Consider the following 18,406-nt stretch of genomic DNA (forward strand, 5'->3'; position numbering starts at 1 on the left):
GTGACGGGGATCGAAAGCGGACGCAGGCACACACGTGACGATGTGGCGCTCACAGCGCTGCGCATCCTGGACGACCACGGCCTCCCCGACCTCACGATGCGCCGTCTCGCGGCCGCCCTCGATGTGCAGCCGAGCGCGCTCTACTGGCACTTCCCGAACAAGCAGACCCTGCTCGCGGACCTCGCCGACCGCATCGTCGCCGCGAGCGAGGCCGGTGCGTCGGGCCGCGCGGCCGCTCCCGAGCCGACCGGGATGGACGCCGTCCGCGACGAGGCGGCCGCCCTCCGCGACGCCTTGCTCGCTTACCGGGACGGTGCGGAGGTGGTCGCCAGCACGCTCGCCCTCGGTCTGGGCGCGGGAGCCGCCCTCGACCGTCTCGCCTCCGCCGTGGCACGGGGCGGCTTCGACGACGCCACCTGCCGCCGCGCCGCGACCGCGCTCCTGCACTTCGTGCTCGGGCACGTCTCCCACGAGCAGCAGCGGATGCAGTACGACAGCCTCGGCGTGCTCACCGACGCAGCCGAGCCCGCGATCACACCGGGTGGGGACAGTGCGACGGCCGAGTTCTCCTTCGGCGTCGACCTGCTCGTCGGCGGCCTGGAACACCTGCGGGCGCAGCAGCGCGATGCGGAGGTCAGTCGCCCCCGAACGTGACCTTCCACCCGCCGACCGTGGTGGTCGCGAGGTTGAACAGCGCCGCGACGATCGCCCCGAGCGCTGAGACGACGATCAGTTCGAGCAGCGCGACGACGAGCGTGAACGTCATGAAGTTCGGGAACGTGATCCCGGCGACGAGCGCGGCCCCCTGCGCTCCCGCGACGTCTTCGAGGAAGCTGCGGGCGAGCCCGACGGCGCCGAACTTCTCGAGTGCGGCCCAGAGCAGCAGCGCGAGCACGACGGTGATCGCGGCGACGATCAGGCTGACCAGGAACGACATCTTCAGGGCCGACCAGAAGTCGATGTAGACGAGGCGCATGACCGCTCGCTTCGTCTGCTTCTTGCGTGCCGACATCCCGGACCCCTCCCCGTGCTGCTCCCGCCCCGCGGTGCGGTGCAGTCCCCGAGGGTCAGTCTAACCGGCCGCGACGCACCCCTCGTCAGCGGCGCGACCGGGGGCTAGCGTGGGCTGTATCGCCCGCCGACCATCAGGAGACCCGCTATGCCCACCGTCGCCGACACCATCGTGGAGATCATCAAGGATGCGGGGGTGAAGCGGGTGTACGGCATCCCCGGTGACTCCCTCAACGGCTTCACCGACGCGCTGCGACGGGATGGCGACGTCGCCTGGGAGCACGTGCGCCACGAGGAGGCGGCGGCGTTCGCGGCCGCGGCGGAGGCCGCCCTCACGGGTGAGCTCGCGGTCTGCGCGGGCAGCTGCGGCCCGGGCAACCTCCATCTGATCAACGGCCTGTTCGACGCCAACCGCAGCCGGGTCCCCGTGCTCGCGATCGCGGCGCAGATCCCGGGCCCCGAGATCGGGAGCACCTACTTCCAGGAGACGCACCCGCAGGACATGTTCCGGGAGGCGGCGGTCTACACCGAGCTCGTGTCGATCCCGGAGCAGCTGCCGCGCGTGCTCGAGATCGCCATGCGCACCGCTGTCGAGCGTCGCGGCGTCGCGGTCGTCGTGGTCCCGGGCGAGATCTTCCTGAAGGAGAGCACGGGACGTCGCACGTCGGCGCCCATCGTCTACTCGCCGCGCGTCACCCGGCCGACCGACGGAGAGCTGCGCGCCGCGGCCGACATCCTGAACGGCGCGAAGAAGGTCACCATCCTGGCGGGCGCCGGTGTCGAGGGCGGCCACACCGAGCTCATCCGGCTCGCGGGGGCTCTCAAAGCCCCGGTCGTGCACGCCCTCCGTGGCAAGGAGTTCATCGAGTACGACAACCCGTACGACGTGGGTATGACCGGTCTCCTCGGCTTCTCGTCCGGCTACCGGGCGATGGAGTCGTGTGATGTGCTGCTCATGCTGGGCACCGACTTCCCGTATCAGCAGTTCTACCCGTCGAAGGCGAAGATCATCCAGGTGGACCTCCGCGGCGAGAACCTCGGCCGCCGCACTCCGATCGACCTCGGCCTGGTCGGCAGCGTCGCGGACACGGCGGAGGCGCTCCTCCCGCTGCTGAAGGAGCGCTCGGACACCAAGCACCTCGACTCCTCGACCGCGCACTACGCCAAGGCGCGCAAGAGCCTCGACGAGCTGGCCGTCAACGACCGCAACCGCACGCCCATCCACCCGCAGTACGTCGCGCGCCTGATCAGCGAGCTGGCGACGGACGACGCCGTCTTCATCCCCGACGTCGGCTCGCCGGTCGTCTGGGCTGCGCGCTACCTCCGGATGAACGGCCGGAGGCGGCTCATCGGCTCGTTCTCGCACGGCTCGATGGCCAACGCCCTCCCGCATGCGATCGGGGCGCAGGCCGCCTTCCCCGACCGGCAGATCGTCGCGCTCGCCGGGGACGGCGGCCTCGCGATGCTCCTCGGCGAACTGCTGACGCTCCGCCAGAACAGGCTTCCGGTCAAGATCGTCGTGTTCAACAACTCGTCCCTGAACTTCGTCGAGGTGGAGATGAAGGCCGCCGGTTTCGTCAACTTCGGCACAGGACTCGACAACCCGGACTTCGCCCAGGTCGCGCAGGCCATCGGCCTGCACGGCCAGCGGGTCGAGAAGCCGGACGAGTTGGAGAGCGCCCTCCGCACGGCGTTCGCGCACGACGGTCCCGCTCTGATCGACGTCGTCACCGCGCGTCAGGAGCTCAGCATCCCGCCCGCGATCACGGCCGAGCAGGTCAAGGGATTCACCCTCTACGCGCTCCGCACGATCATGTCGGGCCGCGGCGACGAGCTGGTCGACCTGGCGGACACGAACATCTTCCGGCGGCTGTTCGACTGACGGGCCGGCGGAGGCAAGCGGTCAGTTGATGCAGACGGTGTCGCTGTAGGTCTTTGCCGGTCCGGACGGGGTCGGCGTCGGCGCGGGTGCCGATCCTGAGCCGCTCGAGCCAGAGGAGCCACCCGAGGAGGCGCCGCCGGCGGACGGCATGATGCCGTCGTCGCCGAGCACGACCGTCACGCCGGAGACGCTGCTGGTCTCCTGCACCGCGGCTCTCGGGAGCAGCGCGGCGACGGCCTTGGCCTGCGCCTCCTGGCCCGACGGGTACTGGATGGTCGTGGTGGCGACGGTGTCCGCGTCCCCCGGGGTGCCCGTCTTGAATCCCGCGGCGGCGAACGCCTCGGTCGCCGTGCCCGCCGCGCCGTTCTGGCTGCCGCCGTTCAGCACGGTCACGGTCGTGTCGGCGGGCTTCGCCGCGGTGGCCTTCTCGTAGGCGCTCGGAGTGCCCATCAGGCTCTGGATGAACGCCGGCATGGCGGCCGTGTCGACCTCGACGATGGAGAGGTCCTCGCCGTCGACGGTGATCGTCGGCGTGCCGGAGATCGGGATGGTCGCCGACTGGATCTTGCCGCCGGTGAGACCCTGCAGCTGAGCGGCCAGCTGCAGGAAGTTCAGGCCGGGGTCGGTCTCGAGCGACCCGCTCACGGCGTCGAGCACGTTGGTCAGCTTGCCCGGGTTGAGCAGGGTGCCCGCCGAGAGGAACTTGTGCGCCTCCACCGAGAGGAAGTACTGCTGACGCACGACGCGATCGAGGTCCCCGCGTGGGAGGCCGTGGCGCTGACGCACGAACGACAGCGCCTGCTTGGCATCGAGGGTCGAGACGCCGGCGGGGAAGTTCGCACCGGAGTAGGGGTCGTCGACCGCCTCGTTGAGGCACACCTGCACCGGCCCGAGCGCCTGCGCGATCGTGTAGAAGCCGAGCAGGGAGACCCGCACGTAGTGGTCGATCGACAGGCCGGTCAGGTTCTGGACGGTGTCGATGAGGAGTTTGGCGCCGCTCGTCGGATCGGTCGCGCCCCCGCCGAGGGAGAACGCGGCGTTGAGCTTGTTCATCCCGTGACCGGGCACGTCCACCCACGAGTCGCGGGGCAGCGAGATGAGCGTCGCCGACTTCCCGTCCGCCGGGATGTGCAGGATCATCATCGTGTCGGTGTTCGTGCCGCCGCCGTCGTCGGTGGTGCTCAGCTGGTCGAGCTCGGCCTGCGTGGCGCCGTCGGGCCGGTGGTCGTCGCCGACGAGCAGGATGTTCTGATCGGTGCCGTCGACATCCTTCCCCGACTTCGAGATCACGTCGACGTGCGTCACGCCGTTGACGAAGCGGAAGTAGCTGTAGGCCGCGTAGCCGCCGAGGACGACGAGCAGCACCGCGAGGGTCCCGGCGGTCCAGGCGACGATGCGCTTGGTGCGCCGGCGCTTGCGGGGGTCGCGGCCGCGTTTGCCGCCGCCCGCGCCTCCCGAGCCGTCGCCGCCGCGCCCACCGCGACCGCGTCCGCCGCGCCCGGAGCTGCCGCGTCCGGAGCCGCCGCCTCGCCCGGTCTCGGCCTCGTCGGCGGCCGCGCTGCCGAACGGGTCGAATCCGCCGTAGCCGGCGCCGCCCGCGCTCCCCGCGCCCGCCGCTCCCGCGCCGGACCGCACGGCCGACGCCGGTCTCGTCGCGCGCACGGGCCGCCGGGGGTCGGCCGCGGGCACGCGGCCGAAGACCTCGGTCGCCGGCTCGCGGGAGTCGTCACGGCCGTCGGCGCCGGGGGTGTCGGGGAGATTCGGTCGTCGCACACGAGAACGCTAGAGCGCCGAGGCTGAAGAGCCCCTGGTTTCGGCGGTGTTCCCGACGAATCGCCAGGGTTTCGGCTCCGACCTCCCAGGCGGACCTCAGCAGGCGAGCGGCGCCCCTGCGAGAACGTTCAGTCCGTCGTCGCCTCGGGGCAGTCCGCGCCCGCAGCGTCGAGCGCGGCCTCCATCGCCGCCGTCATCCGCTGCGAGATCTCCAGCAGCGTCTCCTGCTGCTCGGGTGTGATCGCGTCGTAGAGGATGCGGCGGATGGTCTTCGTGTGCTCCGGCAGTGCACGGACGACGACACGACGGCCGTCCCCGGTCAGCTGGATCCAGCTGGCCCGGCGATCCTCCGCGCAGTCCTGCCGCTCCACCAGCCCGCGCCCCGCCATCCGCGTCACCTGGTGCGAGACACGGCTCTTCTCCCAGCCGGTGAGGGCCACCAGATCACGCACGCGCAGGCGTCGGCCGGGGGAGCGGACGAGGGCCATGAGCACCTCGAGCTCGGAGATGGAGATGCCGTCGTCGCGCTGCAGCTGCGCATCGAGGGTTCGGTCGAAGCCGCGGCGCATCAGATAGAACGCGTGGAAGAGCTCTTCTTCGTCGGCGCTGAGCTTGCGCGGGTCTGGCCGGGTGCGCGCGGTGGGCATACGCCATCCTCGCACGCGACGGCCCTCTCCGCGCCGGTCACCCGCGCCTCCGCCCTCCCGCGCCTCCGCCCCACTCAATCCGGAGATCCGCCCGGACCGGCTCACGATCTCCGGCATTCCGGTGAATTACGCGGCGTGGCGGCGGAGAACTCCGGAGTCACGGAGCCTGCCGCCGCTCCTCCTCGGAGGCGTCGGACGGGAGGTTGACGTCATCGGGCTGTGGCGGGTGCCGCGGATCCATGCGACGAGCCGAGTCCGGCGGATTCCGTCGGCGCGGCGGGAATGCGGCAGTGGATGCCGGGGTTCGCACAGGGTGACACGTCACCTAATTATCGAAGGATGGACATGACGAAGATCGCCATCATCATCGGCAGCACCCGCCCGGGCCGCAACGGCGAGGCCGTCGCCCGCTGGGTCTACGAGCACGCCGCGAAGCGCCCGGGCGTCGAGTACGAGCTCGTCGACCTCGCCGACTGGAACCTGCCGCACCTCGACGAGGCCATGCCGGCCGCGATGGGGCAGTACGCGAACGACCACACCAAGGCCTGGGCGGCGAAGATCGCCGAGTTCGACGGCTACCTGTTCGTCACGCCCGAGTACAACCACAGCACGTCCGGTGCCCTCAAGAACGCCATCGACTTCGTCGGCGCCGAGTGGAACAACAAGGCCGCCGGCTTCGTCAGCTATGGCGTCTTCGGCGGCGCCCGTGCGGTCGAGCACCTGCGCCTCGTCCTCTCGCAGCTGCAGGTCGCGACGGTCAGCGCCTTCGTCGGCCTGAGCCTGGCCCACGACTTCGAGAACTGGTCGCTCAAGCCCACCGCTCAGCAGGAGGCCGCCCTCACCCCGCTCTTCGAGCAGCTCGAGTCCTGGTCCGCCGCCCTCGAGACCGTCCGCACCGGCGCGCTCGCCACGGCCGCGGCCTGACCGGTCACCGCCGAGTACGCGGATTCTCCGCGTGCTCGGCGGTCTCGCCCCCGGATTCCGCGCAACCGGCGGTGCGCGGGCGCGCGAGAAAGCGCGGGGTCAGGTCTGGCACGAGGGGCAGTAGTAGGTGACACGCTCCTCGAGCTCGGTGCGTCCGAGCTCCGTGCGGCGGATGTGTGTGCCGCAGCGGCGGCACGGTTGGCCGCCCCGCCCGTACACCCACGTGTTCCGGCCGCGGCGCGTGTCGCCGGTGGTGACCCGGAGCGGCCGGTCGCGGTTCGCGACGATGAGCCGGTGGCCCAGGTCGACGGCGGCGGGCACGTCGGCCTCCGCCACCGGTCGTGTGGGCAGCATGCCGCGCAAGAAGCACAACTCGTTCGCGTACACATTGCCCAGCCCCGCGAGATTCCGCTGGTCGAGCAGTGCCACGCCGATCGGAATGTCAGGACGAGCGGAGACCCGCCGCACGGCCTCGTCCGCATCCCAGTCCGCGCCGAGCAGATCGGGACCGAGGTGCCCGACGACGTCCTGCTCCTTCGACCGCGGCACGACCTCGAGGATGCCGAGCAGGAATCCGACCGCTTCGGCCTCCGCGGTCCGCAGCACCACCCGCGCCTGGAAGGCCGGATGCCGCCAGCGCTCGCCCGACCGGTACACCTCCCACGAGCCTTCCATCTTGAGGTGCGAGTGGATGGTGAACCCGCCCGCTCGCATCAGCAGGTGCTTTCCGCGGCTGAGCACGTCGTCGACGCGCTCTCCGGAGAGGTCGACGGTGGCGAAGCGCGGCACCCGGAAATCGGTGGCGGTCAGGATGCGCCCGGCCAGCGACTCCCGAAGCCGGCGGGCGGCCTGATAGACGGTGTCACCCTCGGGCACGCGGCCCCCGCCGGATTCCGTCGGTCACGGTCGCCACCTCATGATCGCAGCCGCAGACCGCGCGGGATGGGGAGGAAGCCGGCCTCGGCGAGCGCGTCGCCGGTCGGCGTCCCGAGCACGAAGGCCCCGTTGACCGTCTCGACGGCCAGCTTGTCGACGCGGCGCCCGGTGACGAGCGCCGCGAGTGCACGGGAGGCGGAGGCGAGCGCCAGGGGGCTCGCGGGCGCCTCGGGGTCCACGAACGAGAGCAGGCTCTTGCCGCCGCGCTCGACGTAGAGCGCCAGCTCGCCGTCGACGAGCACGACGAGCGCGCCCGCCTTGCGTCCCGGGCGGTGCCCGGTGCCGGTCTCGCCCGGGGCGGCCGGCCACGGGAGCGCCGCTCCGTACGGGTTGGCCGGGTCCGTCGCGGCGAGGGCGACCGCGGCGTAGGCGCGCTCTTGCAGCGGGTCGCGGGTGAAGCCGCGCATCCGGTCGACCGTCGCACCGGTGGCGAACTGGGCGGCGCCGAGCGTCTCGACGAAGTAGCCGCGCCGCGCGCGTCCCGTCTCCTCGAAGCCGCTGAGCACCTTGTAGGCGAGGGCGAACCCGCCGGGCGTCCCCTCGTTCATGACGGAGCCGCGCGTCACGACGCCGTAGCGATCGAGCAGCGTCTCCGCCTGTCCGTGCGCCCGCACCGTGGAGTCGAGGTCGCGCTCGGGCAGCAGGGACCAGCGGCCCGCGACCGTCGGCGGCCCCATCCGTGTCACCATCGCCGACCGGGCGGCAGCGCGACCGCGGTACATGCGCGCACGCGCGGGCTGACGGGGGCGCTTGTGCGCGCCGGACCCGCTCCCGGTGAGCGTGCGGAGCGGTGCGAGCGTGTCGTTCGTGACCAGCCCCGCCCAGACGAGATCCCAGAGGGCGGTGACGAGCGCTGAGTCGTCGACCGGCTCGCCCGCCGCAGCGCCGAGCGCGTCCGACAGCTGGCGGAAGAAGAATCCGCCGCCGCGGGACAGCGCGTCGAGCGCCGCCCCCTGCAGCTCGTCCGGTTCGTGCTCGCCCGGAGGCGCGAGCGTGAGGGGGGCGGAGTCCGCGAGGTGGAGGCTCACCCAGCCGTCCGACCCCGGGAGCGACCCGTCGCCCGCCCAGATCACCTCACCGCTCGCCGTCAGCTCGTCGAGCATCGTCGGGCTGTAGTCGGCGACACGGCTGGGCAGCACGAGCGACTCCCACGCCGACGCCGGGATGCGCGCCCCCGCGAGCTGTTCGACCACGGAGGCGACCGCATCCACCCCGCGTAGGGTGGAGCCGACGTGCTGCCAGTCCGGAAGGAACCGCGCGAACGTCGCCGTGTCGACCGGCTCGACCTCGTGGCGGAGGGCCGCGAGCGACATCCGCCGCAGCCGGCGGAGCACCTCGGCGTCGCTCCACTCGCTGCCGTGGGCGTGCGGCCGGAACTCGCCTTCGACCACCCGTCCGTCGTGCGCGAGGCGGCGGAGGGCGTCGTGGACGATCGCGGTGCCGAGCCCGAACCGGGTGGCGACCTCCGCGGTCTCGAAGGGACCGTGGGTGCGTGCGAACCGGCTGACCAGGTCGCCGAGCGGATCGTCGACCGGCTCGATGAAGGCGACCGGCACGCCGATCGGGAGTGGCACGCCGAGCGCGTCGCGCAGCCGGCTGGCATCTTCGATGGCGGAGAACCGCTCGACGCCCGCGATCGTCACCGCGAGGGCGCGCTTCGTCTCCACCAGCGCGGCGAGATGCGCGGTCGCCTCGGTGAGCGAAGCGTGCGGGAGGGCGTCGGGCAGGGATCCCTCGTCCGAGGCGGTCGCCCCGTCCTCCGCCTGCATGCGCTGTGCGATCTCCTCCGTGCTCAGCGGCCCGAGCAGGCGCAGGAGGTCCGCCACGCCCTCCACGCCCCGCACCCGCCGCTCGGGGTCGAGCCGCTGGAGTTGCAGCTCGACCCGCTCGATCACGGCCGGATCGAGCAGCTCGCGGAGCTCGGCGCGGCCGAGCAGCTCGGCGAGGAGTCCCGCGTCGAGCGACAGTGCGGCCGCACGGCGCTCGGCGAGAGGGCTGTCGCCTTCGTACATGAAGGCCGCGACGTAGCCGAACAGGAGCGACCGCGCGAAGGGCGACGCGCTCTCCGTGCTCGCCTCGACGATGCGGATGCTGCGCTGCTCGATCTGCTTGGCGACCTCGTCGAGCGCCGGGAGGTCGTAGACGTCTTGCAGGCACTCGCGGATGGTCTCGAGGATGATCGGGAAGCTCGGGTACTTGCGCGCGACATCGAGCAGCTGCGACGCCTTCTGCCGCTGCTGCCAAAGCGGCGACCGCTTGCCCGGGTTGTACTTCGGCAGCAGCAGGGCGCGCGCCGCGCACTCGCGGAAGCGCGAGGCGAACAGCGCGGAGCCGCCGACCTCGGCGGTCACGAGTTCGTCCAGCTCCTGCGGTTCGAAGACGAAGAGCTCGCCTCCGGGCGGCTGGGATTCCGTGTCGGGAATACGCACGATGATCCCGTCGTCCGCCGCCATGGCGCCCGCGTCGATTCCGTAGCGTTCGCGCACCCGCGCCTGCACGGCCAGCGCCCACGGCGAGTGCACCTGCATGCCGTACGGGGAATGCAGGATCACGCGCCAGTCGCCGAGTTCGTCGCGGAAGCGTTCGACCACGAGCGTGCGGTCGGTCGGAACGTGCCCGGTGGCCGTCTTCTGCTCGTCCAGGAACGACAGGAGGTTGCTGGTGGCCCAGGCGTCGAGCCCTGCCTCGACGCAGCGCAGCTCGGCATCGGCGGGGGAAGCCGTGCTCAGCTCGCGCTGGAAGGCGCCGACCGCACGGCCCAGCTCCACCGGGCGGCCGAGGCCGTCGCCCTTCCAGAACGGCAGCCGACCCGGCTCGCCGAACGCCGGAGTGACCAGCACGCGGTCGTGGGTGATCTCCTGGATGCGCCAACTCGTCGAGCCGAGCGCGAACACGTCTCCGACACGCGACTCGTAGACCATCTCCTCGTCGAGCTCGCCGACGCGGCTGGCCTTCTCGCCGACCATGTAGACGCCGAACAGGCCGCGGTCGGGGATGGTGCCGCCGCTCGTGACAGCGAGGCGCTGCGCCCCCGGTCGGCCGGTGATCTCGCCGCTGTCGCGATCCCACACCACCCGGGGGCGCAGCTCGGCGAACTCGTCGGAGGGGTAGCGCCCGGCCAGGAGGTCGAGCGTGGCGTCGTACGCGCTGCGAGGGAGGGTCGCGAATGGGGCGCTGCGGCGCACCGTGTCGAACCAGTCGTCCGCGTCGAGCGGCTCCAGCGCGCACGCGGCCACGGTCTGCTGGGCGAGGATGTCGAGCGGATTCGCGGGGACGCGCAGGGTCTCGATGAGCCCCGCCGTCATCCGCTCGGTCGCGACGGCCGAGTGGATGAGGTCGGCGCGGTGTTTGGGGAAGACCACGCCGCGCGAGACCTCGCCGACCTGGTGGCCGGCGCGCCCCACCCGCTGCAGGCCGCTCGCGACCGACGGGGGCGCCTCCACCTGCACCACGAGGTCGACGGCGCCCATGTCGATGCCGAGCTCCAGGCTCGACGTCGCCACCACGCAGCGCAGGCGGCCGGTCTTCAGGTCGTCCTCGATGAGGGCGCGCTGCTCCTTGCTGACGGAGCCGTGGTGTGCACGGGCCAGCACGAGGGCATCCGCGTCGTCGGCGACGGCCTGCGAACCACGGGTCTGACCGGATCCGCCCATCAGCTCGGCGGGCGGCCGCCGCTGCCCCGCCGCGTCGAGCGCGCCGCCCAGCACGCGCTCCTCGTAGATCTCGTTGAGGCGCGCGGTCAGGCGCTCGGCGAGCCTGCGCGAATTCGTGAAGACGATGGAGGACCGGTGCTCGACGACGCGGTCGACGATCGCCTCCTCGACGTGCGGCCAGATCGAGCCGGCCTGCGGGGGAGAGCCGTCGTCGTTGTCGCTGGCGAACGTGGAGGTGCCGAGTTCGCTCATGTCCTCGACCGGCACCACGACCCGCAGGTCGAAGCGCTTGCCCGACGGCGGCGCGACCACCTCGACCGGCCCGCGCCCGCCGAGGAAGCGTGCGACCTCCTCCGGCGGGCGTACGGTCGCGGAGAGCCCGATGCGCTGGGCGGGCTTCGGCAGCAGTGCGTCGAGGCGCTCCAGGGAGAGCGCGAGGTGCGCGCCGCGCTTGGTCGAGGCGACGGCGTGCACCTCGTCGACGATCACCGTCTCGACCGAGGCGAGGGTCTCGCGCGCCTGCGAGGTGAGCATGAGGAACAGCGACTCGGGCGTCGTGATGAGGATGTCCGGCGGGTTCGTGACGAGCGCCCGGCGGTCCGACGACGGGGTGTCGCCCGAGCGCACGCCGACGGTCACGTGCGGAGGTTCGGCCCCCAGCCTCTTGGCCGTCTGCGTCACGCCGACGAGCGGCGCACGCAGATTGCGCTCCACGTCCACCCCGAGCGCCTTGAGCGGCGAGATGTAGAGGACGCGTGTGCCCTTCGGGGCGTCCGGAGGGCGTTCCTCGCTCGCGAGCCGGTCGATCGCCCAGAGGAAGGAGGCGAGCGTCTTGCCGGAGCCAGTGGGGGCGATGACGAGCGCGTGGCGGCCGTGCGAGATGGCCTCCCACGCACCCTCCTGCGCGGCCGTGGGCGCGGCGAAAGCCCCGCGGAACCATTCACGGGTCGCGGGGGAGAACCGCTCGAGCACGTCGCCCATCCCCACCATCCTGCCCCCGACCACCGACACCCGGAACCCGCGGACCGTCTCGCCCGCACCGCCCCTCCCGCGCCCCGGCGATGTGGACAGGATGTCGCTTCCGCCCGGGCCGTTCTCCGCGTTCGGTCCGCATCGTGCGGCGCGGATCAGCGCGTCAGCTGTGCACGGATGAACGTGGAGATGTCGCCGAGCTCGATCGACGAGATGCCGTGGCCGAGACCTTCGTAGATGCGGGCGTCGAGGGCCGAGTGCCCGGGCAGCCAGCGGGCCGTGCGATCGACGGCCGAGGGCGGGATGGTGTCGTCGTGCGTGCCGCGTCCCCAGAACACCGGGACCGGCTCGCGGGCCAGGTCGGCGTCGCCGGCGTGCTCGCCCTGCACCATGAAGCCCGACAGCTGCACGGCGTAGTCGAAGCGCTCGGGTGCGAGCCGCAGCAGCTGCAGCGCCATGGCACCGCCTTGCGAGAAGCCGAGCAGGCCGGTCGGGGTCACGGGCTGTTCGTCGAGCCAGTCGAGGACCGCGCGCGCGGCGGCGTCGGCGTTCCCCGCGAGCGGGTCGGTCGTCACGTTGGTGAAGCGCGAGAACCACGCGAAACCGGGCCCCTCGGGGATGGGTGCGCGCAGAGACGCGATCACGGGCTCCAGAGGCAGATAGGCGGAGATCCCGAACAGGTCGGCTTCGTCCGATCCGTAGCCGTGCAAGAGGACGAGGAGGGGGCGGCCCCCTCTGTCCTTCTCGCCGGCCGACCAGAGGACGGCATCGCGGTCGATGCGGAGTTCGGGTGTGGGAAGAGGCACACAGATCATTCTGTCCCCCAGCACGATCCGCTCCACAGCCCCCGATCGCGTGTCGTCCGTCAACAGATCTGTCCACCCTCGGTGGCGGTGGCGCGCTCTGTCCGTAATATCGACCCATGAGCGTGCGCACCCCGGATCCCGATCCCACCCCCGATCCGCTGCCCGGCGACGGCGCACAGCCCGGGCCGGCGTGGCTCAGCGACATCGAGCTGGAGCAGATCCGGCGCCGGCTGCCGCTGCTCTATGTCGAGGCCGTGCCGGTGCGCGTGGACGGTCTCGGCCAGGTGACGGAGGTCGGCATCCTGCTGCGGGCCAACGCGGTCGGCGAGATCACCCGCACCATCGTCTCCGGCCGCGTGATGTACGGCGAGACACTGCGGGAGGCACTGTTCCGCCATCTCGAGAAGGATCTCGGCCCCATGGCCTTCCCCCTGCTTCCCGCCAGCGCCGTGCCCTTCCAGGTCGCCGAGTACTTCCCCATGCCCGGAGTCACCGCGTTCACCGACGATCGCCAGCACGCCGTCTCCCTCGCCTACGTCGTGCCCGTCACCGGAACCTGCGAGCCGCGCCAGGATGCGCTCGAGCTCACGTGGATGACGCCGGAGGAGGCGGTCTCCCCGACGGTCGCCGAAGAGCTGGAGGGCGGCAGGGGAGCGCTGGTCAAGGCGGCCATGGCCTCGGTGGGGCGGGTCGCTCCGTAGAGCGGCTCGCCGGCCACGAGTCGCGACACGCGAGTCACGAGATCCGTCGGCCACGCCGCCGAGGCCGCGTGATCAGGCCGCGTGGTCAGTCCGCGTCGGCCATCCCCGTCAGCAGCGCGGTCAGCACGCGCGTCAATCGCGGGCCGACCTCGACGATCGCGTGCCGCAGCCGCGGGTCGCTGCGGTAGAGCGCTTGCAGCTCGGGGCCGGGCGTCGCCATCTGCCACTGGGCGCCCGCCATGCTGGTGGCCGTCGCGATCACGTCGATCGCCTGCGGCTCGGTGAGTCCCGGGCGCAACCGTCGCAGTTCCCCGGCGATCGCCTCGACGTGCGTGTGCACGTCGAGCTTGAACTCGCGCACGGTGTCGACGGACACATTGCGTTCGAGGTTGAGGGGCGTGTGGGCGAGCAGATCGCAGAACAGGGGGCGCGAGACGAGCGTGTCGCTCAGTGCCGCGGCCAATCGCAGCGGGCTCGCGCTCCGCCATGACGAGAGCAGTGGCAGGAGCCATTCCGCCCAGGACCGCCACTCCTCCGCCGTGAGCCGCAGGAAGATCTGCTCGCGCGTCTCGAAGTAGCGGAGCAGCCCCGACTTGTGCATCCCCACGGCGTCCGCGATGTCGGTGAGCGTGATCTCCCGGATGCCCCGCTTCTGCGCCTCCCCGCGCGCAGCCTGCAGGATCGCCTGCTCGCGCGCCCGCTTGGCGTCGGCGGAGCGGGCGCGTTCGAACGGTTCGGTCGGCATCCCTCCAGCCTAGTGCAACCAAGTTGCGTTAATAACGAAACAGTGTTGTACTAACGAGCATGTCTGAGTTCACCTGGTTCATCACCGGTTCGTCGCGCGGCTTCGGCCGCGCCCTCGCGGAGGCGGCCCTCCGCCGCGGCGACCGTGTCGCCGCCACCGCGCGCACTCCCGAGCAGCTGGCCGGCCTCGTCGCCGCGTACGGCGACGACCGCGTCGTCACCCTGCCTCTCGATGTCACCGACCCCGTCGCCGCCCGGGCGGCGCTCTCGGCCGCGCGGGACCGCTTCGGCCGTATCGACGTGCTCGTCAACAACGCCGGCTACGCCAACGTCGCCCCCATCGAGACAGGGTCGCCGGATGACTTCCGCGCCCAGTTCGAGACGAACTTCTGGGGCGTCTACAACGTCACCACCGCCGCGATCCCGCTGTTGCGCGAGCAGGGCGGCGGCCTCGTCATCCAGTTCTCGTCCATCGGCGGACGCGTGGGAGGCTCGGCGGGGATCGGCTCCTATCAGGCGGCCAAGTTCGCGGTGGACGGCTTCAGCCGCGTGCTGGCGGCCGAGACGGCTCCGTTCGGTGTGCGCGTCCTGGTCGTCGAGCCGAGCGGATTCGCCACCGATTGGGCGGGGTCGTCGATGACGGTCGGCGACATCCCTGCCGGGTACGAGTCCACCGTCGGCGCGATGGGCCTTCTCCGGTCCGGCCGTGTGATGGCCGGCGACCCGGAACGCGCCGCGGAGATCCTCGTCCGCGTCGCCCACGCCGCCGAACAGCCCTCGCATCTCCCGCTCGGGCGGACGGCCGCCACCATGGCGGCCGACTACTCCCGGCGGCAGCTCGCGGAGGCGGGCGCCTGGCGGGAGGTGAGCATCTCGGCGGACGCGGCCGAGGCATACCCGGTGCTGTTGCCGGGCGAGTCGGCGGCCGAGTGAAGCCGCCGCTGACGCGGTGAAGGGGCTTGCGATCTATAGCTAATGGTATTAGCTTTATGGCTATGAAGACTTCCATCGCCTCGCAGGTCCATTTCCTGCAGCGCCCCGAGGGACGCATCAGCTACACCGTCGAGGGCTCCGGCCCGCTCGTGGTCGCCGTCCCCGGGATGGGCGACCTCCGCTCCAGCTACCGCGAGCTGGTCGGTCCGCTCGTCGACGCCGGTCTCCGCGTCGCGGTCACCGACCTCCGCTCGCACGGCGACTCCGATACCGGCTTCCGCACGTTCGGAGACGTCGCCACCGGCGAAGATCTGCTCGCCCTGATCGACGCGCTCGGCGGTCCCGCCGTCGTGCTGGGCAATTCGATGGGTGCGGCCTCCGCCGCTTGGGCCGCCGCCGAGCGCCCCGACGCGATCGCCGGCCTCGTGCTCTACGGTCCGCTTCTGCGCGACCCGGCGACGAGCCCGGTCGCCTCCTGGTTCCAGCACGCGCTGTTCCGGCTGCTGTTCGCGGGGCCGTGGGGCGCGGCGTTCTGGGCCGGCTACTACACGAAACCGCTCAACAGGGGCCGCACGGCCCCGTGGCTCGGCGAGCATGTGGCGGCCATCCGGGCGAGCCTGCGGGAGCCCGGGCGCCTGCGCGATTTCCGCCGGCTGACCCTCCAGCTCACCCACTCGGTGGTGGAGCCCCGCCTGCCCGAGGTCCACGCTCCGATGCTCGCCTTCGTCGGCGAGCTCGACCCGGACTTCCCCGACGCCTCCGCCGAGGCCGATTGGATCGAGTCGCTGGGCGCGGAGGTCGTCCGGGTGGCGGACGCGGCCCACTATCCGCACGCTCAGCGGCCCGATGTCACCGTCCCGGCGACGCTCGCCTTCCTGAGCGAGCGCCGCGCGGAAGGCTGGGAGGCCGCGCGTGCCTAGGGCGGGCCTCAACCGCGCCGCTGTCACCGCCGTCGCCCTCGACCTCGTCGACCAGGGCGGTGTCGCGGGCTTCGATCGGCTGACCCTCGCCGCTGTCGCCTCCCGGGCCGGGGTCGCCGTGCCCAGCCTCTACAAGCACGTCCAGTCCCTCGACGACCTGCGCCGCGTGGTCGCCACGGAGGCGGTGGGCGAGCTCACGCGGGCACTCGCCGCTGCGACCATCGGCCGCTCCGGAGAAGACGCGGTGCGTTCGGCGGCCACCGCCGTGCGCGCTTACGCGCGTGCCCACCCCGGCCGGTACGCAGCCACCCAGGTCGCCCCGCACCTCGCCGACCCCGCCGACGCCGAGCTCGTCGCCCGTGCCGACGAGACCATCCAGGTGCTCGCCGCCGTCATCCGCGGCTTCGGCCTCCCCGACGACGCGCAGATCGATGCCATCCGCATCCTCCGCAGCGCCCTCCACGGGTTCCTCAGCCTCGAGCTCGGCGGCGGCTTCGGCCTCCCCGACGACCTCGACCGCACGTTCGACCGCCTCGTCACCGGCCTGGTCGCAGCCCTGGCCGCCCAAGCGAACGCATAGGGCGCACCGAGGGGTCGCGAACTGTCGCTCCGGCGCGGCCGGAGCGGCAGTTCGCGACCCCTCGGTGCGACGCTGCGGGAGGGAGCGCCGGGTCAGCCGCGCGCGCGACGGGAGCCCAGGCCCCGGCTCGTGCCGGAGTTGACCAGGTCACCCATACGCATCGGGCCGCCGGAGCGGCGCTCGCCGCCGCGTCCCGACGACTGCTTGGCTGCGGAGCGCTCACCGGAGCGGTGTCCGCCCTCGGAGGCTGCGTCACGCCCGCGGGAGCCGTGCGAACCACCGGCGCTCTGGACCCCGTGCGACTGGCCGCCCTGACCGCGCGACTGGCCGCCCTGGCCGCCGCGGCGACGACCCTGGCCGTCACGCTGCTGGCCGTCACGCGCCTGGCCGTTCTCGACTGCCGCGCCACGGCCGCGTCCGCCGCGACGTCGTCCGCCACCGGCGGTCTCCCCGCCGTGCGTCGTCGCGTCGCCGCTCTGTCCGCGGGAGCTCTGTCCGCGGGAGCTCTGGCCACCCGAGCGCCCCGCGCCCGAGCGTCCAGCGCCCGACCGTCCAGCACCCGCGCGCCCGCCGCCGGAGCGTCCGGCGCCCGAGCGCCCGCCGCCGGCCTGGCCGCCGGCCGCTGCTGCCGGGGCGGACGACGGCGCGACGCGCTCGGCCGGCTCGCCGACGAGCTCGGTCACCGCGGCCGACGTCGCGGAGACGCGCTGCGGGGTCACCGTGATGGCCGCGTGGCGCAGGAGGGTCTTCACATCGCCGGCCTGCTCGGAGAGCATCACGGTGACGACGTCGCCGGCGCTGCCTGCGCGGGCGGTGCGGCCGGAGCGGTGCAGGTACGCCTTGTGCTCCGCCGGCGGGTCCACGTGCACGACGAGCTCGACGTCGTCCACGTGCACGCCGCGCGCGGCCACGTCGGTCGCGACGAGCACGCGCACCTCGCCCGAGCCGAACGCGGCCAGGTTGCGGTCGCGTGCGGGCTGGGAGAGGTTGCCGTGCAGATCCACAGCCGGGATGCCCGACGACGTGAGCTGCTTGGCGAGCCGCTTGGCCTGGTGCTTGGTGCGCGTGAAGAGGATGCGGCGGCCGCGGCCCGAGGCGAGCGCGGTCACGAGGTCCTTCTTCGCGTCGGGGTCCGGCACCTCGAAGACGTGGTGGGTCATCGCCTCGACCGGGCTGGTCGCGTCGTCGACGGAGTGCATCGCCTCGTTGCGCAGGAACCGCTTGACGAGCTTGTCCACGCCGTTGTCGAGCGTGGCGGAGAAGAGCAGGCGCTGGCCGCCGGCCGGGGTCTTGTCGAGGATGCGCGTGACGACGGGGAGGAACCCCAGGTCGGCCATGTGGTCGGCCTCGTCGAGCACGGTGATCTCGATCCGGTCGAGGGACACCTCCCCCTGCTTCATGAGGTCGTCGAGGCGGCCCGGGCAGGCGACGACGATGTCGACGCCGGCGCGCAGTGCGGCAACCTGGCGGCTCTGCGAGACACCGCCGAAGATCGTGGTGATGGCGAGCCCGGCCGAGTCGGCGAGCGGCTTGAGCGTGGCGGCGATCTGGGTGGCGAGCTCACGGGTCGGGGCGAGCACCAGGCCGCGCGGACGGCTGCTGCGGCCGCGCGGCGAGGCGCCGTCGGAGAGCCGGGCGACGAGCGGGAGGCTGAACGCGATGGTCTTGCCGGAGCCGGTCTTGCCGCGTCCGAGCACGTCGCGGCCCGACAGCGTGTCGGGGAGGGTGTCGGCCTGGATGGGGAACGGCTCGGTCTTGCCGTCGGCCGCGAGGGAGGCGACGAGGGGAGCGGGCACGCCGAGGTCGGCGAAAGTCGTGGTGGTCACTGGTGCCTTTCAGGCATCGGGTCCCGGCGCGACGGGTTTCGGTCGCGCGGGACGGAACTGGCGAAGGTGCGGGTCGCACGTTTCGTTCGCCGTGAGAA

15 protein-coding genes are annotated in these 18,406 nt (G+C 72.3%); 7 read left to right on the forward strand and 8 right to left on the reverse strand.

Translation table 11 applies throughout. The features are described from left to right. Window positions 1–654 carry a TetR family transcriptional regulator gene (locus LLS1_RS07460; RefSeq protein WP_223357921.1) on the forward strand — a complete coding sequence of 218 codons (654 nt, stop codon included), beginning with the start codon at window positions 1–3 and terminating at the stop codon, window positions 652–654. Here LLS1_RS07460 and LLS1_RS07465 read toward each other — a convergent pair. Then, window positions 635–1,012 (reverse strand): DUF3566 domain-containing protein, encoded by a 378-nt coding sequence (locus LLS1_RS07465; protein ID WP_223357920.1) that lies wholly within the window; start codon window positions 1,010–1,012, stop codon window positions 635–637. The genes LLS1_RS07460 and LLS1_RS07465 overlap by 20 nt on opposite strands. A 147-nt stretch (window positions 1,013–1,159) precedes the next feature. On the opposite strand from LLS1_RS07465, the gene poxB reads away from it, so the two are divergent. Further along, window positions 1,160–2,893 carry a ubiquinone-dependent pyruvate dehydrogenase gene (poxB, locus tag LLS1_RS07470; protein WP_226654439.1) on the forward strand — a complete coding sequence of 578 codons (1,734 nt, stop codon included), beginning with the start codon at window positions 1,160–1,162 and terminating at the stop codon, window positions 2,891–2,893. 21 nt (window positions 2,894–2,914) lie between these two features. Here poxB and LLS1_RS07475 read toward each other — a convergent pair whose 3' ends face one another. Together LLS1_RS07475 and LLS1_RS07480 are read right to left on the reverse strand one after the other, a co-directional pair. Next, entirely contained in the window at window positions 2,915–4,666 is a 1,752-nt protein-coding gene (locus LLS1_RS07475) for an LCP family protein (RefSeq protein ID WP_226654441.1), read from the reverse strand. Window positions 4,667–4,794: 128 nt separating this feature from the next. Further along, window positions 4,795–5,313 (reverse strand): MarR family winged helix-turn-helix transcriptional regulator, encoded by a 519-nt coding sequence (locus LLS1_RS07480; RefSeq protein ID WP_226654443.1) that lies wholly within the window; start codon window positions 5,311–5,313, stop codon window positions 4,795–4,797. Between the two features lie 345 nt (window positions 5,314–5,658). On the opposite strand from LLS1_RS07480, the gene LLS1_RS07485 reads away from it, so the two are divergent. Then, complete coding sequence (locus LLS1_RS07485) at window positions 5,659–6,237, forward strand: NADPH-dependent FMN reductase (protein ID WP_226654445.1); 579 nt, start codon at window positions 5,659–5,661, stop codon at window positions 6,235–6,237. 99 nt (window positions 6,238–6,336) lie between these two features. On the opposite strand, the gene LLS1_RS07490 is transcribed toward LLS1_RS07485, so the two are convergent. The 3 genes from LLS1_RS07490 to LLS1_RS07500 form a co-directional block, all read right to left on the reverse strand. Further along, window positions 6,337–7,113 carry a DNA-formamidopyrimidine glycosylase family protein gene (locus LLS1_RS07490; protein WP_226654447.1) on the reverse strand — a complete coding sequence of 259 codons (777 nt, stop codon included), beginning with the start codon at window positions 7,111–7,113 and terminating at the stop codon, window positions 6,337–6,339. 38 nt (window positions 7,114–7,151) lie between these two features. Then, complete coding sequence (locus LLS1_RS07495) at window positions 7,152–11,807, reverse strand: ATP-dependent helicase (protein WP_226654449.1); 4,656 nt, start codon at window positions 11,805–11,807, stop codon at window positions 7,152–7,154. Window positions 11,808–11,953: 146 nt separating this feature from the next. Beyond that, window positions 11,954–12,604 carry an alpha/beta hydrolase gene (locus LLS1_RS07500; protein ID WP_223357913.1) on the reverse strand — a complete coding sequence of 217 codons (651 nt, stop codon included), beginning with the start codon at window positions 12,602–12,604 and terminating at the stop codon, window positions 11,954–11,956. A 116-nt stretch (window positions 12,605–12,720) separates the two neighbouring features. On the opposite strand from LLS1_RS07500, the gene LLS1_RS07505 reads away from it, so the two are divergent. Further along, window positions 12,721–13,305, forward strand: coding sequence for an NUDIX hydrolase family protein (locus tag LLS1_RS07505; RefSeq protein ID WP_223357912.1), 585 nt, complete (start codon window positions 12,721–12,723; stop codon window positions 13,303–13,305). Between the two features lie 85 nt (window positions 13,306–13,390). Here the strand turns inward: LLS1_RS07505 and LLS1_RS07510 are convergent, their stop codons facing one another. Further along, window positions 13,391–14,050 (reverse strand): TetR family transcriptional regulator, encoded by a 660-nt coding sequence (locus LLS1_RS07510; RefSeq protein ID WP_226654451.1) that lies wholly within the window; start codon window positions 14,048–14,050, stop codon window positions 13,391–13,393. Window positions 14,051–14,109: 59 nt separating this feature from the next. Between LLS1_RS07510 and LLS1_RS07515 the strand changes: the two genes are divergently transcribed. The 3 genes from LLS1_RS07515 to LLS1_RS07525 all read left to right on the forward strand — a co-directional run bounded on the left by LLS1_RS07515 (window position 14,110) and on the right by LLS1_RS07525 (window position 16,482). Then, window positions 14,110–14,982 carry an SDR family NAD(P)-dependent oxidoreductase gene (locus LLS1_RS07515; RefSeq protein ID WP_226654453.1) on the forward strand — a complete coding sequence of 291 codons (873 nt, stop codon included), beginning with the start codon at window positions 14,110–14,112 and terminating at the stop codon, window positions 14,980–14,982. A 62-nt stretch (window positions 14,983–15,044) separates the two neighbouring features. Then, window positions 15,045–15,902, forward strand: coding sequence for an alpha/beta fold hydrolase (locus tag LLS1_RS07520; RefSeq protein WP_226654455.1), 858 nt, complete (start codon window positions 15,045–15,047; stop codon window positions 15,900–15,902). Next, the gene (locus tag LLS1_RS07525) at window positions 15,895–16,482 is read left to right on the forward strand and encodes a TetR/AcrR family transcriptional regulator (protein WP_223357908.1); all 588 of its coding nucleotides are present in this window, start codon (window positions 15,895–15,897) and stop codon (window positions 16,480–16,482) included. The genes LLS1_RS07520 and LLS1_RS07525 overlap by 8 nt, the downstream gene beginning before the upstream one ends. Before the next feature lie 92 nt (window positions 16,483–16,574). Here the strand turns inward: LLS1_RS07525 and LLS1_RS07530 are convergent, their stop codons facing one another. After that, window positions 16,575–18,308 (reverse strand): DEAD/DEAH box helicase, encoded by a 1,734-nt coding sequence (locus tag LLS1_RS07530; RefSeq protein WP_226654457.1) that lies wholly within the window; start codon window positions 18,306–18,308, stop codon window positions 16,575–16,577. Window positions 18,309–18,406: the final 98 nt, after the last annotated feature.

Source organism: Leifsonia sp. LS1, assembly GCF_020521355.1.
Lineage (GTDB): Bacteria > Actinomycetota > Actinomycetes > Actinomycetales > Microbacteriaceae > Leifsonia.

Coding starts and splice junctions, on each gene's coding strand:
- LLS1_RS07465 (WP_223357920.1), bottom strand. CDS start 1,012: ATGTCGGCACGCAAGAAGCAGACGAAGCGAGCGGTCATGCGCCTCGTC.
- poxB (WP_226654439.1), top strand. CDS start 1,160: ATGCCCACCGTCGCCGACACCATCGTGGAGATCATCAAGGATGCGGGG.
- LLS1_RS07480 (WP_226654443.1), bottom strand. CDS start 5,313: ATGCCCACCGCGCGCACCCGGCCAGACCCGCGCAAGCTCAGCGCCGAC.
- LLS1_RS07485 (WP_226654445.1), top strand. CDS start 5,659: ATGACGAAGATCGCCATCATCATCGGCAGCACCCGCCCGGGCCGCAAC.
- LLS1_RS07495 (WP_226654449.1), bottom strand. CDS start 11,807: ATGGGCGACGTGCTCGAGCGGTTCTCCCCCGCGACCCGTGAATGGTTC.
- LLS1_RS07505 (WP_223357912.1), top strand. CDS start 12,721: ATGAGCGTGCGCACCCCGGATCCCGATCCCACCCCCGATCCGCTGCCC.
- LLS1_RS07510 (WP_226654451.1), bottom strand. CDS start 14,050: ATGCCGACCGAACCGTTCGAACGCGCCCGCTCCGCCGACGCCAAGCGG.
- LLS1_RS07515 (WP_226654453.1), top strand. CDS start 14,110: ATGTCTGAGTTCACCTGGTTCATCACCGGTTCGTCGCGCGGCTTCGGC.
- LLS1_RS07520 (WP_226654455.1), top strand. CDS start 15,045: ATGAAGACTTCCATCGCCTCGCAGGTCCATTTCCTGCAGCGCCCCGAG.